This is a genomic window from Sphingobacterium sp. LZ11T8, from assembly GCF_024261425.1.
Taxonomy (GTDB): domain Bacteria; phylum Bacteroidota; class Bacteroidia; order Sphingobacteriales; family Sphingobacteriaceae; genus Sphingobacterium.
The window spans coordinates 270,518-285,938 of the sequence record NZ_JANBZY010000001.1 but is presented as its reverse complement, the minus strand read 5'-3'; the positions used below and the strand labels follow the sequence as shown (position 1 = coordinate 285,938).

At 41.9% G+C, this 15,421-nt stretch carries 10 protein-coding genes; 5 read left to right on the top strand and 5 right to left on the bottom strand.

Going from position 1 to position 15,421, the window contains the following annotated elements:
- The first annotated feature begins 2 nt into the window (after window positions 1-2).
- The 3 genes from NLF99_RS01225 to NLF99_RS01215 are packed head-to-tail and all read left to right on the top strand — an operon-like array spanning window position 3 to window position 6,656.
- Window positions 3-1,556, top strand: coding sequence for a S10 family peptidase (locus NLF99_RS01225; RefSeq protein ID WP_214648380.1), 1,554 nt, complete (start codon window positions 3-5; stop codon window positions 1,554-1,556).
- Window positions 1,534-3,957 (top strand): S9 family peptidase, encoded by a 2,424-nt coding sequence (locus NLF99_RS01220; RefSeq protein WP_254526470.1) that lies wholly within the window; start codon window positions 1,534-1,536, stop codon window positions 3,955-3,957. Before NLF99_RS01225 ends, NLF99_RS01220 begins: the two co-directional genes overlap by 23 nt.
- Window positions 3,954-6,656, top strand: a complete 2,703-nt coding sequence (locus tag NLF99_RS01215) for a M14 metallopeptidase family protein (protein WP_254526469.1) — start codon at window positions 3,954-3,956, stop codon at window positions 6,654-6,656. The genes NLF99_RS01220 and NLF99_RS01215 overlap by 4 nt, the downstream gene beginning before the upstream one ends.
- 28 nt (window positions 6,657-6,684) lie before the next feature.
- Here NLF99_RS01215 and uvrA read toward each other — a convergent pair whose 3' ends face one another.
- Window positions 6,685-9,534 (bottom strand): excinuclease ABC subunit UvrA, encoded by a 2,850-nt coding sequence (gene uvrA, locus NLF99_RS01210; RefSeq protein ID WP_254526468.1) that lies wholly within the window; start codon window positions 9,532-9,534, stop codon window positions 6,685-6,687.
- Between the two features lie 128 nt (window positions 9,535-9,662).
- Here uvrA and NLF99_RS01205 point away from each other — a divergent pair, with 128 nt between their 5' ends.
- Complete coding sequence (locus NLF99_RS01205) at window positions 9,663-10,703, top strand: DUF2157 domain-containing protein (protein WP_254526467.1); 1,041 nt, start codon at window positions 9,663-9,665, stop codon at window positions 10,701-10,703.
- 4 nt (window positions 10,704-10,707) lie between these two features.
- On the opposite strand, the gene NLF99_RS01200 is transcribed toward NLF99_RS01205, so the two are convergent.
- Both NLF99_RS01200 and lpdA (NLF99_RS01195) read right to left on the bottom strand, forming a co-directional pair.
- Entirely contained in the window at window positions 10,708-11,202 is a 495-nt protein-coding gene (locus NLF99_RS01200) for a YdcF family protein (protein ID WP_254526466.1), read from the bottom strand.
- Window positions 11,203-11,478: 276 nt separating this feature from the next.
- The gene (gene lpdA, locus NLF99_RS01195; protein ID WP_185211201.1) at window positions 11,479-12,867 is read right to left on the bottom strand and encodes a dihydrolipoyl dehydrogenase; all 1,389 of its coding nucleotides are present in this window, start codon (window positions 12,865-12,867) and stop codon (window positions 11,479-11,481) included.
- 190 nt (window positions 12,868-13,057) lie between these two features.
- On the opposite strand from lpdA (NLF99_RS01195), the gene NLF99_RS01190 reads away from it, so the two are divergent.
- Window positions 13,058-13,354 carry a DUF3817 domain-containing protein gene (locus NLF99_RS01190; RefSeq protein ID WP_185211199.1) on the top strand — a complete coding sequence of 99 codons (297 nt, stop codon included), beginning with the start codon at window positions 13,058-13,060 and terminating at the stop codon, window positions 13,352-13,354.
- Here NLF99_RS01190 and NLF99_RS01185 read toward each other — a convergent pair.
- Together NLF99_RS01185 and lpdA (NLF99_RS01180) are read right to left on the bottom strand one after the other, a co-directional pair.
- Complete coding sequence (locus NLF99_RS01185) at window positions 13,351-13,758, bottom strand: acyl-CoA thioesterase (protein ID WP_093100827.1); 408 nt, start codon at window positions 13,756-13,758, stop codon at window positions 13,351-13,353. The genes NLF99_RS01190 and NLF99_RS01185 overlap by 4 nt on opposite strands.
- Before the next feature lie 256 nt (window positions 13,759-14,014).
- A complete protein-coding gene (gene lpdA / locus NLF99_RS01180; RefSeq protein WP_185211197.1) occupies window positions 14,015-15,421 on the bottom strand; it encodes a dihydrolipoyl dehydrogenase in 1,407 nt (468 codons plus the stop codon).

Here is a 15,421-nt window from a genome sequence, read left to right as displayed (position 1 = left end):
GTATGAATGATTATAAAATTAAGACGATTAGTTTCATAGCTTTCATGTTCATCTTTGGAGATCTATGGGCGCAGAGTTTAGCGCCCGTAATCCCAAGGGGGCCGCAATACAGTAAAAACAAGGCCATCGAAACATTGAAACTTGATACGTCGGTAGTGTCTAACAATTCAGCCATCATTCCTGAAGTGGTAGAAACCAAGCATGTAGCCAAACTGAGGTCTGGTAGTATTGAGTATAAAGCCCAGTCAGGCTATATACAGTTGAAAGATGAAGACGGCAATCCCAAAGGGAATGTTTTCTTTATCGCGTATGTTGCAACCAACCGGAAAGACCGGCCGGTTACTTTTGCATTCAATGGAGGTCCAGGTTCGGCCTCTGTTTGGGTTAATATGGGATTCATGGGGCCAAAGCGACCTAATTTGACGGAAGCTGGAGATGCCGTTTATCCATATAGCTACGGAGATAATCCGGAGACCTGGTTGGATAAGACGGATCTTGTATTCATTGATCCGATCTCTACAGGTTACAGCCGTGCTGTAAAAGGGGAAGATCCCAAACAGTTTCATGGTTTTGTGGAGGATGTACAGTCGGTAGCCGACTTCATCAGGTTGTATGTAACCAAGAATGAACGCTGGAATTCCAAGAAGTATATCATGGGCGAAAGTTATGGAACGCCAAGGGCAGCCGGTCTTGTTCAATATTTACAGAACCGATATAGTATGTATTTTGATGGAGTCATTATGTTGAGTTCTATATTAAATATGCAGACGGCAAGGTTTGAGATCGGGAATGACCTGCCTTATCATCTGTTTTTGCCAACCTATACGGCAACAGCCTATTACCATAAACAATTAGAACCTAGCTTACAGAGCAACCTGAGAGCGACATTGGATGAAGTTGAGAAATTTGCTAACAACGAATATATCTTGGCACTGAATAAAGGAACTGATTTAACAGAGCAAGAATATGATCAGATCGCGACTAAATTGGCTAGGTATACCGGTTTGAGCAAAGCCTATATCAAAGAGACCAACCTTAGGATCAACATCCATAAATTCTGTAAAGAATTAAGGCGCGATGAAGGATTGACGGTGGGAAGGCTTGATAGCCGTGCTATTGGTCGAGACTATGATGATTCGGGCGATCGTTTCGAATTTGATCCAGCAGGAAATACAGCAGGTACCTTTTCTTCGGCAATGAATCATTATATTAGGACCGAACTTAAATTCAAGAATGAACTACCTTATGATTTTTCCGGTGGGGTATCCCCATGGAACTACAATAATGTTCAGAATAAATATTTAAATGCTTCAGAGCTATTGAGGCAAGCCATGTCTAAGAACCCTGACCTAAAGGTTTGGGTAATTGGTGGGTATTATGATTTGGCAACGCCTTATCATGCTGCTGAATATGTTATGAAACATATGAATTTAAGGCCAGAACAGAAATCGAAAGTATCATTTACCTATTACGAGGCAGGGCACATGGTGTACATGCCGAAGGATTGCATGGTACAGCTAAATAAAGATGCAGATGAATTTTACAAGAAAAACTAACCGAAATTATTTGAAAGCAGGATTTTTCATTGCTTTCTTGGCAGGTTCAACCATGACCCATGCGCAGGAGGCAATCAAGTATCAATTACCTCCTCAATCCATCGTTGATCTTGTGGATGCCCCACAGATACCAATGGAGGAGTTCAGTCCAGATGGACGGTACATGTTGGTACTGGAAGTTCCAGGTTTTCAAACCATCATTCAAGCTTCACAACCTGTATTAGGTGTTGCCGGCTTGAGGATCAATCCCATTAGTAATACCACTGTAGCAGAGAATCTGGGGACATTCAAAGGTCTGAAGATTCGTGATTTGAGCAATGGCTCAGAGTTCAGCATCCAAGGGCTACCTCAGGACTTACAGATTGCCGATGTAAAATGGTCATCCAAACCTGGTGTATTTGCCTTTTTGAATAAATCATTAGAGGATACGGAACTATGGCTTGCCGACCTGAACAGTAAAACAGCTAAAAAGTTGTTGAGCAAGGTCAATGACACCTACGGAAGTACCTTTCAATGGAATGGAGATGGAACAGCTTTGCTTGCCCAGCAAGTGAATGCTTCAAGAGGATCCGTTCCTGTCCAAAATCCTGTGCCTACAGGTCCTGTAGTGCAGGAAAACCTTGGCGGAATCACCCCTTCAAGAACTTATCAGAACCTATTGGCAAATGGATACGATGAGACCCTAATGGAATATTACCTGACTTCAGACCTTATCGAGGTCGATCTTCAGGGGAATGCCAAGCCTATTGGAATTAAGGGCATCTTTAAATCTGTTTCCTATTCTCCAGATGGAAAATATATCCTGACAGAAAAGGTCGTTAAGCCCTATTCTTACTTGGTTCCCATCTACCTGTTTCCGGCAGAAGTGACCGTTTATTCTTCAACTGGATCAAAAGTAAAAGATATCTATACCATCCCATTAGCGGATAAAATGCCGATTTCATTTGATGCGGTATTGGAAGGCCCTCGAGATTTCGAATGGCGAAAAGATAAGGATGCTTCCTTGGTTTATGTGAAGGCATTGGATAAAGGCGATCCTAATATGAAGACCGAGGTCCGTGATGAATTATTTGAAATCGGAGCGCCATTTGATCTTTCTTCTTCAAATAAGATATTCTCAGGGACCTATCGCGTTAGGGATATTCAATGGGGAGATGGAGTGGCTATCGTTTCAGAAAACTGGCGAAAGGACCGGTCCTCAAAATTGACATTAATCAACCCGAGGACCAATCAGGTAGTTAAAGTGCTTTCAACCCGCAAGTCTGAGGATACCTATACCGATCCAGGAAGCTTTGTAAAAAATGAAAAAGGACAGTTGCTGACAGATGGCAAAGGTTCTGTTTTCACGCAAGGATTAGGAGCTTCTCCAGAAGGAGATCGCCCATTCCTGATGAAATGGAATGTTCAGAATGGTAAACAGGATACCTTATACAAATCTAAACGTGGCTATTATGAAGAACCGATCTTCTTCAACAATACCGGAGTACTGTATGTCTCTAGGGAATCTGCAAAAGATGCTCCGAATGTCTATTCGGTAAATATCAAGAACAAGAAGGAAACGAAGATTACCAACTTTGCAGATCCATACCCAAGTATTGCAAATGTTCAGAAATCCTTATTGTCTTACCCAAGAAAAGACGGATTGAACCTTTCAGGAACGCTATATGTGCCGGCGGATTTCAAAAAAGGCGATGCTCCATTACCTGTTTTGGTATGGGCATACCCGCGTGAATTTAAGACCAAAGAGGCAGCGGGACAGGTAAAAGGATCACCAAATAGGTTCCCACGCTTGGCCTTCCGTTCTCCGGTTTACTGGGTGACCCAAGGATACGCAGTCGTGGATCAAGCTGATATGCCAATCGTTGGTGAAGGTACTTCTGAACCTAACGACACCTTTGTTGAGCAGATCAAGGATAATGCAAGTGCATTGATAGAGCATATTGTAGGTCTAGGTGTGGCTGACCGCAACAGAATTGGAGTTGGTGGCCACTCCTACGGAGCCTTTATGACGGCCAATTTATTGGCACATACTGATTTGTTTGCCGCTGGTATTGCCAGAAGTGGAGCCTATAACAGAACTTTGACTCCATTTGGATTCCAAGGCGAGGCAAGGACCTATTGGCAAGCCAAAGACACTTATGATGCCATGTCGCCATTTACCTATGCGCCACAGATCAAGAGACCATTATTGATGACCCATGGTATGGACGATGAGAACTCAGGGACATTCCCTATACAGAGCGAGCGTCTTTATGCAGCGATTAAAGGGCATGGTGGAATCGTGCGTTTGGTGATGTTGCCTAAGGAGTTCCATGGCTACAGAAGTAGGGAAGGAGTCCTTCATACCTTCTGGGAACAACATCAATGGCTAGAGAAATATGTAAAAAACAATAAAAAATGATTAAGAATACCATAAAATCGATTCTGGTAGCCTTATTGATTGGGCAGTTCAACTATGGAACGGCGCAACAGGTTACCAATCCGAAAACACATTTTGGATTCAATATCGGTGATGACTATATGCTTGCCAACTACAAACAGATGGAAAGCTATTTTTTAAAAGTTGCCAAAGAATCCAACAGAGTACTCATACAGGACGGGGGACTAACAGAAGAGGGCAGGAGACAACACCTGATCATTATCTCTTCTCCTGAGAACCTGAAGAACATTGAAAAATACCGTAAGATATCCCAAACCTTAGGTCGTGCCGAAGGAATCACTGAAGCCGAAGCGAAGGAGCTTTCCCTGGCAGGAAAACCTGTGGTATGGATTGATGGAGGTATGCACTCCAATGAGATGGTTGGATCGCATCAATTAATTGAAACCTTCTATCAGTTGACCAACCGGAATGATGCTGAAATCAACAATTACTTGGATAAAGTGGTGGTCCTGATGTGGCATGTCAATCCAGACGGTCAGGATCTATTGGCAGATTGGTATATGCAATATGATGACAAGGAAAAGCGTAACATGTCCATTCCTACCTTGTACCAGAAATATGTAGGTCATGATAACAACCGTGATTTCTTTATGTTCAACATGAAGGAAGCTAGCAACCTTGCCAAGGTAGTCTATGTAGATTGGTTGCCGCAGATCATCTATAACCATCACCAAACCTCTCCAGATGGCACTATTGTCGCTGGTCCGCCATATCGTGATCCATTCAACCATGTATTCGATCCATTATTGGTGACCGGAATTGATGGTGTTGGATTTGCAATGATCAACCGCCTTAATGAAGAAGATAAACCTGGCTATGTCCGCATGGATCAATCTGGATTTTCTACTTGGTGGAATGGAGGATTGAGAACTGCTCCATATTTCCATAACATGATCGGTATCTTGACTGAAATTACAGGACATCCAACCCCTTCAGAGATTCCATTGGTAGCAGAAAGGCAGATCCCTAGAAATGGCTTGCCTTTCCCTATTGCACCTCAAAAGTGGAATTTCAAGAAATCAATTGACTATTCCGTCTCGATGAACTTCGCCATCCTAGATTATGCTGCGCGTAATGGCGATAAATTATTGTACAATATCTACAAGATGGGTAAAAACTCCATTGACCGAGGGAATGAGGATTACTGGACAAAATACCCTAAATATGCCGAGTCCATTGAGAAAACCTATGATGCAGATGTAGCGGCAGGTAAGGTGAAGAAAGAAGAAAGCAATACTTTCTACCGTTCAAAAACCATCCCTAAAAGCTATTATGATGCTATTTTCGCTGATAAGTCTAAACGCGACCCAAGGGCTTTCATATTATCGGCCGATCAAGAAGATTTCGGAACTGCCGTTAAATTTGTGAATACCTTGATCAAATCCGGAGTATATGTTTATCAAGCGAACGCTGACTTTAGTGTGAATGGAAAGAACTATCCAAAGGGTTCCATCGTAGTGAAAACCAATCAAGCCTTCAGGCCGCAGGTATTGGATATGTTCGAACCTCAAGATCACCCACACGATGTGGAATATGAGGGAGGGCCTCCAATCCGTCCGTATGATGCAGCAGGCTGGACCTTGGCTATGCAAATGGGTGTGGAATACGATAAAGTATATGATGATTTCAATGCGCCTTTACAGAAAAAAGAAACAGGTGTTCTGTTGAGCCCATTGGCTAGAGAGGTTGCCTCTTCAAAAGGTGGATATCTGATCAATGGAAAAGCAAATGATGCTTATTTGGCGATCAACCAACTATTGAAAGCTGGCGTGAAAGTATTCCGTGACCTTGATTCAAAAGATTTCTATGTCGATGCAAAAGCAGCAGCTAAGGTGAAAGAATTTGGTGCTAGCTTAGGCTTGGAAAGCAAAGCGGTTTCGAGCAAGCCAAAACAATTGAAACCAGTTGAAGCCATTAAGATCGGTTTATTTGACCATTATGGTGGTAGTATGCCTTCAGGTTGGGTAAGATGGATGTTGGAGCAATATGGATTTGACTACAAATTATTCTACCCTCAAGATATTGACAACAGTAGCATTAAAGATTATGATGTGCTGTTGTTCGTAGGTCAGGGTATTCCGGCGTTTGGTTCCAATGCTTCAGGCCGTTCGGTAGACGCAAGCATCGTTCCGGATCAATATAAACACATGTTGGGTTCAGTAACAGCTGCCAAGTCCATCCCTGTGCTTAAAACCTTTGTGGAAAATGGAGGACAGATCGTAACTATTGGTGCTTCATCAGAACTGGTTTACCATTTTAACCTTCCGGTTGAAAATCCATTGATGGAAATGGGCAAGGATGGCAAGAAAGTGAAGTTGTCCAGTGTGAAGTTTTATGTTCCTACGAGTATTTTAAAAGCTGAAGCGGATATCAGTAAGCCTGAGAACTACGGATTGGATAAAGACCTGAACATTGTGTTCAATAACAGTCCGGTCTTTAAGTTCCAGAATTCGGACAATCTGTATTCATTAGGATCCATTAACTCTGATCATTCGCTATTGAGTGGTTGGGCCCATGGACAGCAATATTTAAAGGATGTCAATATTGGATTGGTATCCAAGATTGGAAAAGGGAAATTAGTGGCCATTGGTCCTGAGATCACGAACAGGGCACAAAGCCATGGAACATTCAAAATGTTATTTAATCAACTATACCGATAAAAATAAAGGGAGCGAAAGCTCCCTTTTATTATTTATTGTAGTTCATCTCTATTTTCAGGAATCTTCCTGTTTCAGAGTTTTTCTGTTTGATCAATTCCTCCGGTGTACCTTGGAAAAGGACTTTTCCACCGTTTTTACCACCTTCAGGCCCCATATCAATGACCCAATCGGCCGCTTTGATGACATCTAGGTTATGCTCAATGATCAGAACCGTATTACCTCGGTCAACCAAGCGATTGATTACTCCCAGCAATACATTGACGTCCTCGAAATGTAGCCCTGTCGTTGGTTCATCCAATATATAGAAGGTCTTTCCGGTATCTTTTTTAGAAAGTTCCGTTGCCAATTTTACCCTTTGGGCCTCGCCACCAGAAAGGGTTGTCGACGATTGTCCCAAGGTAATATAGCCTAGACCTACATCCTGTAGGGTCTTTATTTTCCGATAGATGGAGGGGATATTTTCGAAGAAGGTTACCGCTTCATCGATGCTCATGTCCAGTACATCTGAAATGGATTTTCCACGATATCTGACCTCTAAAGTCTCTCGGTTGTAGCGCTTTCCGTTACAGGTTTCACAGGGAACCTGAACATCAGGCAAAAAGTTCATCTCAATGATCTTCATCCCCGCACCTTGACAGGTTTCACATCTTCCGCCCTTCACGTTGAAGGAAAAGCGTCCAGGTTTGTAACCCCTGATCTTCGCTTCTGGTAACTGTACATATAAAGCACGGATATCGGAGAATACACCGGTATAAGTGGAAGGGTTTGACCTTGGCGTCCTCCCGATTGGAGACTGATCGATTTCAATCACCTTATCGATGTTTTCCAAGCCTTCGATCTTTGTGTAAGGTAGCGGTTTAGCTTTTGCCCTAAAGAAATGGTGGTTCAAGATTGGGTATAGGGTGTTGGTGATCAAACTAGACTTGCCAGAGCCCGATACGCCCGTTACAAGCACCAATTCTCCTAAAGGGATGTCTATGCTCACATTCTTTAAGTTGTGGCCTGTAGCGCCTTTTAAAGTAAGTGTATGGCCGTTTCCTTTTCTTCTTTCATCAGGTATCTTGATTTCACGGGTACCATTCAGGTAATCTGTCGTCAAGGTGTTTTCCTTCATCAATTGTTTCGGGGTACCTTGGGCCACGACTTTCCCTCCGTGAACTCCCGCAGCCGGTCCCATATCGATGACATAATCCGAATGTAGGATCATGTCCTTGTCATGCTCCACGACCAAAATGGAGTTACCGATATCGCGAAGATTTTTAAGGGCATTGATCAAGCGTTCATTATCACGTTGGTGCAGACCGATACTCGGCTCATCCAAGATATAAAGTACATTTACCAATTGTGAACCGATCTGTGTGGCAAGGCGGATACGTTGAGCCTCTCCACCGGATAAGCTTTTGGAGCTGCGGTTTAAGGTCAGGTAATTTAGGCCTACATCCAACAGGAATCCAATCCTGGTCTTGATTTCCTTGATGATTTCCGTGGCAATGATGTTCTGTCTTTCCGAAAGCCTGTCTTCAACAGCATCAAACCATTCATTCAAGGCTACAATATCCATTTCTGCCAATTCCGAAATGTTCTTATCAGCAACTTTGATATGTAGCGATTCTTTTTTCAAGCGCGCTCCATGGCATTCTGGACAAACAACCTGTGTACGGAATTCATCCAAGCCCTGTGCGTCATCGCTGTATTTTGCGCTCATTTCCTCCAACATCTTGAAGATGCCGGCGAATTGTACCTTATATTCCCTGGCTCCATAAGAACCGTAGGAAACCGTTAAGCTTATCGGTTCCTCTTCTCCAAAAAGAAGGTTGTCGATCAGTTCCTCGGATAGCTTGTCGATAGGGGTCGTTAAAGAAAAATCATATTTCTTGGCCACTGCTTTCAGTACCGCAAAGTTCCAGGAATCTTTTACTGGTCCCAATGGTATTATTCCGCCTTTTTGTATGCTTTGGCTTCTATCAGGGATAACGATCTTTTTGTCGATTTCATAGATATATCCCAAACCATCACATTTAGGACAGGCTCCATAAGGGGAGTTAAAGGAAAAAGTGTTAGGTTGCGGTTCATCATAGGAAATCCCAGATTCCGCATCCATTAAATATCGACTGAAAAATTGCTCCTTATTTTCTTTATTGGCAATCTTGATGATCCCTTTGGCAGTTTTTAAGGCTTGGCCAATGGAGGTAAAGAGTCTTTTCCTTGATTCCTTCTCCACAATGATCCGATCCACGACAATCTCGATATCATGGATTTTATAACGGTCGACCTGCATTTTAGGAGCTATATCCAATATTTCTCCATCCACACGTACCTTGGTATAGCCCTGTTTCCTGATTTGTTCAAAAAGTTCGCGGTAATGACCTTTACGGCCCTTCACCACAGGGGCTAGTACATAGATGCCTTCACCATTGAATTCATTGAGGATACGGTCTGTGATTTCGTCATCAGACATGCGTTCCATCTTTTTGCCGGTCACATAAGAGTAGGCTTCCCCGATCCTTGCATATAGCAATCTCAGGAAGTCATATATTTCTGTTATGGTTCCTACGGTCGATCTTGGGTTTTTGGAAGTGGTTTTTTGTTCAATCGAAATAACGGGACTCAGGCCAGAGATTTTGTCTACGTCCGGTCTTTCCATTCCTCCCAAAAATTGGCGGCTGTAGGCAGAGAAAGTCTCCATATACCGTCTTTGTCCTTCGGCATAGATCGTGTCAAAAGCCAACGAAGATTTACCGCTGCCACTTAATCCCGTGATAACGACAAGTTGGTTTCTTGGAAATGATACATCGATGTTTTTAAGGTTGTGTACGCGGGCACCAAATACTTCTAATTCGCTTTGATCCCCAAGGTCTACTGCTTTTTTTACGGCCATTAATCTCTCCTTTTAGCAAAATGCAAAGTTACAGATTTTTAGCTAAGGATTTTTATTTGCTCAACCCTAATCTACTATTAGGCAGGATTATTGAAAAGTATTACCTTTAAACTACAAAGCACATCAACTTGAAAAAACTAGACGTAAATAAATCGGAGCGCGAAATCATTGAACAGGCATTGGAGCATTGGGAAAAGGAGCAGTTGCTATCGCAGGAAAAGTCTGAGGAATTAAAGGGAAATTTAGATGATAAAGGCTTTGAATGGGGGATGTTGGCTAGGTATGCCTTTTGGATAGCCTTGGCCTCATTGATATTCTCCGTGGTTTCCTTGTTTTCCGATGGTTATCTATCCGACTTGGTGGAGAAATTTTACGAGACCCCGAATGTAATATTCTGTTTAGGTTTTGCAGGATTGGCTGTTTTGTTCTATATCCTAGGTTTTCGGAATAAGTCGAAAAACCCAGAAAAGAACTTTTCAAATGAGACCTTGATGCTTGCCGGCGCATTCTCTACAGCAGCTAGCATCGGATTTTTAGGGCAGGTCCTGGACCGGAATGAAAACCATTTCACCCTGCTATTCCTCCTTTCCATCATTATTTACGGAATCCTTTCAGTCAAGCTTACCTCAAAATTGCTTTGGGTTTTTACCTTAGTGGCCCTCGGGATTTGGTTTGCAACGGAAACAGCGTACCATAGCAATTGGGGATTTAAGTTCTGGGGGATGAATTACCCCTTGAGGTTTACCATTTTTGGGATTATCCTAACTGCTTTTGCTGTATTGCTACAGCCTAAAATAAAGCCATTGGCCGTATTCGGGTCCACTTCCTTTGTGGTTGGTCTGCTCTACACCATGATCGCCCTTTGGTTGCTTTCCATATTTGGCAACTATAGTGATTTCGACAAATGGTCCAGTGTCAGGCAATATGAGATTTTTTACTGGGGGCTTTTAGGGATTGCCATTTCCCTGGGCTTGGCCATCTATGGCATGAAAACCAAGGACCATATCTCGCGTGATATTGGTTTCGTATTCTTTATCCTGAACCTGTATACCCGGTTTGTGGAGTATCTGTGGGATAATATCAATAGAACGATATTCTTTTTGTTATTGGGGGTTTCCTTTTGGTTTGTTGGCCGTTGGGCCGAAAGTATCTGGAAGAAAAAGGAATGAGGTATTAATACTTTACCCCATTTTCCTTTAAGAAATTCACTGCAATTTTCTCATGTTCGATCAAAGGTTTCAACTCAGAATCCATGAGGGAAGAAGCAACAGAAACAAAGAATTTATTGATCGATGGAATCACGGTCTCAGAAATAAGCTGTACCCTTTCCATATGAAATTCAGAGGTGATAATGATCAATAAGTCTGGTTTTATTTCTTCGATTGTCTTTTGTGAAAGGGAAAAATCTTCAATAGTGTTCTTTGAAGGGATCCCGGGCAGAAAACGGTCGGGATTAATGCCTTTGAGGCTCAAGAAATTTTGAGCATAATACGTATGTGGTTTGTCCGTAATATTAAAGTGGTCGCCTTGGCCACCCGTACATAAGATCAAAGCGGATTCGTTATTGATGGCTAAATCATATGCTCTATATAGCCTATCGAGTGCTATAGCCGAAAGGTGTCCGTACTCGTCATTAGGCGCGCCCAACACCATGATTATTGTTTTCATGAACAAATGAATTAATTACCCAAAACTATAAAAAAGGATATAAATAAAGTAAGGTTTAATAATTATTTCTTGTAATTTAAAATATTAACCAATCTAGTTTTACATTCTAATTATAATAAAAATTTATAACAACTGGAATTGATGTATCCACGGTAATTTACGAAAAATATTAAAAAAGGACAAATTGGTCTTAAATATGAGGTTACAGAAAAAAAGAGGTCGGAATTATGTTCCGACCTCTTTCAACTCCATCAGGAGTTATTATATTTTAAAATCTTATAAGTGGATTACTTCACCGTACGCATCAGCAACAGCTTCCATAATAGCTTCACTCATGGTCGGGTGAGGGTGAACCGATTTAATGATCTCATGGCCAGTAGACTCTAATTTACGAGCTACAACCACTTCAGCGATCATTTCAGTTACGTTAGCACCAATTAAGTGAGCACCTAAGAATTCACCATATTTAGCATCGAAGATTACTTTTACGAAACCATCTTTTGCACCTGCGGCAGAAGCCTTTCCAGAAGCGGAGAATGGGAATTTACCCACTTTGATTTCATAACCAGCATCTTTAGCAGCTTTTTCAGTGAAACCTACGGATGCAACTTCTGGAGAACAGTAAGTACATCCAGGAATGTTGTTGTAATCGATAGGGTCAACATGTAAACCTTTGATTTTTTCCACACAGGTGATACCTTCAGCAGATGCCACGTGCGCTAGAGCTTGACCTTTCACGATATCACCGATTGCATATACACCATCGATGTTCGTTTTGTAGAAGTCATCAACAAGGACACGTCCTTTATCTGTTTTTACACCAACTTCTTCAAGGCCTAGGTTTTCGATGTTAGGCGTAATACCCACAGCAGAAAGAACCACTTCAGCCTCTAAGGTTTCAGTACCTTTTTCTGTTTTGATGGATACTTTGCATAGATCACCTTTAGTGTCTACTGATTGAACTTCTGATTTCGTAAGGATATTGATACCAGCTTTCTTCAAGGATTTCTCTAATTGTTTAGAGATTTCTTCATCTTCTACAGGCACGATACGGTCCATAAATTCAACGATAGTCACTTTCGTACCGATTGCGTTGTAGAAATATGCAAATTCGACACCGATAGCTCCAGAACCTACGACAACCATAGATTTAGGTTGTTTAGGCAAGTTCATTGCTTGGCGGTAACCGATAATTTTCTTTCCGTCTTGAGGTAGGTTAGGTAATTCTCTGGAGCGAGCACCAGTTGCAAGGATCGTGTGTTTAGCTGTATATTCTTTGGTAGAACCATCTGCAGCTTTCACTTCGATCTTACCAGCTTTTTTAATTTTTGCAGTTCCCATGATCACATCGATCTTGTTCTTTTTCATCAAGAACTGGATCCCTTTGCTCATGCCATCTGCTACACCACGACTTCTTTTTACGATGGCTTCAAAGTCGGCTTCACCACCGTTCACTTTGATACCATAATCAGCAGCATGATTTAAATATTCGAATACTTGTGCACTTTTCAATAGTGCCTTGGTAGGAATACAGCCCCAGTTAAGGCAAATTCCACCTAATGCGTCACGTTCGATAATGGCAGTTTTGAATCCCAATTGAGCTGCTCTGATGGCGGCTACGTATCCACCTGGACCACTACCGATAACAATAATGTCGTAATTCATAAATATTAATTGTCGTTATGTTTGCAAATACAATTCTTCAAAAATACACATTTTTTATTTAGTCAGGACATATCTTTTCCCCTATGGGCTGATTTTTACGCGGTATATGTCATATCGAGGTCAATCCTTTTCCTCGATTTCTTTTCCCTAAAGGATTTCCTTTTCTTTGCGCTGACTAATAGTAATTTATATGTTAAGAATATTTCAGCAAGTTGCCCTTTGGGAGGCAATCTCTACCGTTTTGTTGTTTTTTGTTGCTATGCCATTGAAGTATTTTGGAGGAATTCCAGAAGCCGTGCGTGTTGCCGGATCAATCCATGGTTTCCTCGTTGTACTTTTTGTTATCCTGTTGATTGCCTGCTGGCAAACCTATAACTGGAAAATTGGCCGTGTAGTCAAATATTTCTTCCTTAGCTTGATCCCAATCGTTTCCTTTTGGGTAGAAAAAGACCTTAAAAGAGAGATTACAGCTCAAAAAGCTGCTTAATCCCTTTTCTTGATATCAGACTCGATCCCCATATAGGCGTAGGTAATTTCCGTTTTGCCATGTGGGGTTGGAGTTCCTTCCGGATCTAGGTTGACAAATACCAACTTGTCGATCGAAAGAATCACCATCCTTGTTATTTTATTGCGGACCACGCAGCGCATCGTTAACGAGGTCCTTCCAAAATTGATGGCCTCGATTCCGAGCTCAATGATATCCCCTTGCTTGGCCGAACTGACAAAGTTGATTTCAGAAATGTATTTAGTGACTACATGTGGATTCCCGAGTTGGACGATGGCGTAGATTACCGCTTCTTCATCTATCCAGCGCAATAGAGTTCCTCCGAATAAGGATCCATTTGGGTTTAGGTCCTCGGGTTTGACCCATTTACGAGTATAAAAGTTCATAATACAAATATCTAAAAAAAATATTTTATTCACTTTCTGTATTTACTCGAAAGATTCAAGGTGTCCTTCGCTCAAATTTTTAACGGAATGCCAAGTTTAGGGACCTGTCCACTGACTGAAAAATCCGTTTCGCAAACAGTTGATTGGGAGTATATTATTGGGGATTGATTCGTATAAGACCAATAACTCCACTAGATTCAGGGACAAAAAAAGAGGCTACCTGAAAAGATAGCCTCTAGAAATAATATTTTTGATTTTAAGCATGGATTGCTCTATTTGCAGTTGCTGCAAGAGCAGCTTCTTTAAATGCTTCCGTGAAAGTAGGGTGAGCGTGGCAGATTCTACCGATATCTTCAGCAGATGCACGGTATTCCATTGCAACAACAGCCTCTGCAATCATATCAGCAGCACGTGGTCCGATCATGTGTACACCTAGGATCTCATCTGTTTCGGCATCAGCCAATACTTTGATGAAACCATCTGTGTCACCCGATGCTTTCGCACGTCCAGACGCTTTGAATGAGAAACTTCCAGCTTTATATTTCTTGCCTTCTTCTTTCAGTTGTTCTTCAGTTTTACCTACAGACGCAACCTCAGGCCATGTATAAACTACTCCAGGGATCAAGTTGTAGTCGATATGTGGTTTTTGACCAGCAATACGTTCAGCAACATAGATACCTTCATCTTCAGCTTTGTGAGCCAGCATAGCACCTTTGATCACATCACCGATGGCATATACACCAGCAACTGATGTCTCCAAATGCTCGTTTACAGGAACTTTATTTCCTCTTTCTTCAGTTTTGATGCCGATATTTTCAAGGCCTAGACCTTCTGTATACGCTGTTCTACCAACCGCTACGATACAGTAATCGCCTTGTAATTCTACCGCTTGGCCTTTAGCATCTTCCGCTGTAACCGTTACGTTCTTACCTTTTACGGTTGCACCGGTAACCTTGTGGCTCATAAAGAATTCTACGCCTAGATTTTTCTTCAGTACACGTTGTAATTCTTTGCCTAGCCCGGCATCCATGGTAGGGATGATAGATTTGGCATATTCAACAACGGATACTTTAGCGCCTAAACGGGCATATACAGAACCCAGCTCCAATCCGATAACACCGCCACCGATAACGATTAAGTGTTTAGGGACTTCAGTAAGGTTTAATGCTTCAGTCGAAGTAATGATACGTTTTTTGTCAACAGGAAGGAAAGGTAATGCTGAAGGTTTGGAGCCCGAAGCGATAATTACGTTTTTCGCGCTTAATTCTTCTACTTTACCATCTGCAGCAGTCACTTTAATGGTGTTTTTGTCAACGAATGAACCTACGCCTTGGAAGCTGTCAATTTTGTTTTTCTTGAATAAGAAGGTAATACCAGCAGTATTTTGGTCAATAACACTGTTCTTTCTGTCGATCATTTTTTTCATGTCGACTTTCAGGTTACTTAAGCTAATGCCGTGTTGTTCAAAATTGTGAGCAGCATTGTGGTAATGTTCTGATGAATCCAACAATGCTTTGGATGGGATACATCCAACATTAAGACAGGTTCCTCCAAATGTGCTGTATTTTTCAATTACGGCAGTTTTTAAGCCTAATTGAGCACAACGGATAGCGGCAACATAACCACCTGGACCACTTCCGATTACGATTACGTCGTATTGCAT

Bases quoted from the DNA above. Each gene is read 5' to 3' on its own strand.
- uvrA (WP_254526468.1), bottom strand. From the start codon at position 9,534: ATGGCCGTAAAAAAAGCAGTAGACCTTGGGGATCAAAGCGAATTAGAA.
- NLF99_RS01185 (WP_093100827.1), bottom strand. From the start codon at position 13,758: ATGAACTTTTATACTCGTAAATGGGTCAAACCCGAGGACCTAAACCCA.
- NLF99_RS01200 (WP_254526466.1), bottom strand. From the start codon at position 11,202: ATGAAAACAATAATCATGGTGTTGGGCGCGCCTAATGACGAGTACGGA.
- NLF99_RS01220 (WP_254526470.1), top strand. From the start codon at position 1,534: ATGAATTTTACAAGAAAAACTAACCGAAATTATTTGAAAGCAGGATTT.
- lpdA (WP_185211201.1), bottom strand. From the start codon at position 12,867: ATGAATTACGACATTATTGTTATCGGTAGTGGTCCAGGTGGATACGTA.
- NLF99_RS01225 (WP_214648380.1), top strand. From the start codon at position 3: ATGAATGATTATAAAATTAAGACGATTAGTTTCATAGCTTTCATGTTC.
- NLF99_RS01190 (WP_185211199.1), top strand. From the start codon at position 13,058: ATGTTAAGAATATTTCAGCAAGTTGCCCTTTGGGAGGCAATCTCTACC.
- NLF99_RS01215 (WP_254526469.1), top strand. From the start codon at position 3,954: ATGATTAAGAATACCATAAAATCGATTCTGGTAGCCTTATTGATTGGG.
- lpdA (WP_185211197.1), bottom strand. From the start codon at position 15,421: ATGCAATACGACGTAATCGTAATCGGAAGTGGTCCAGGTGGTTATGTT.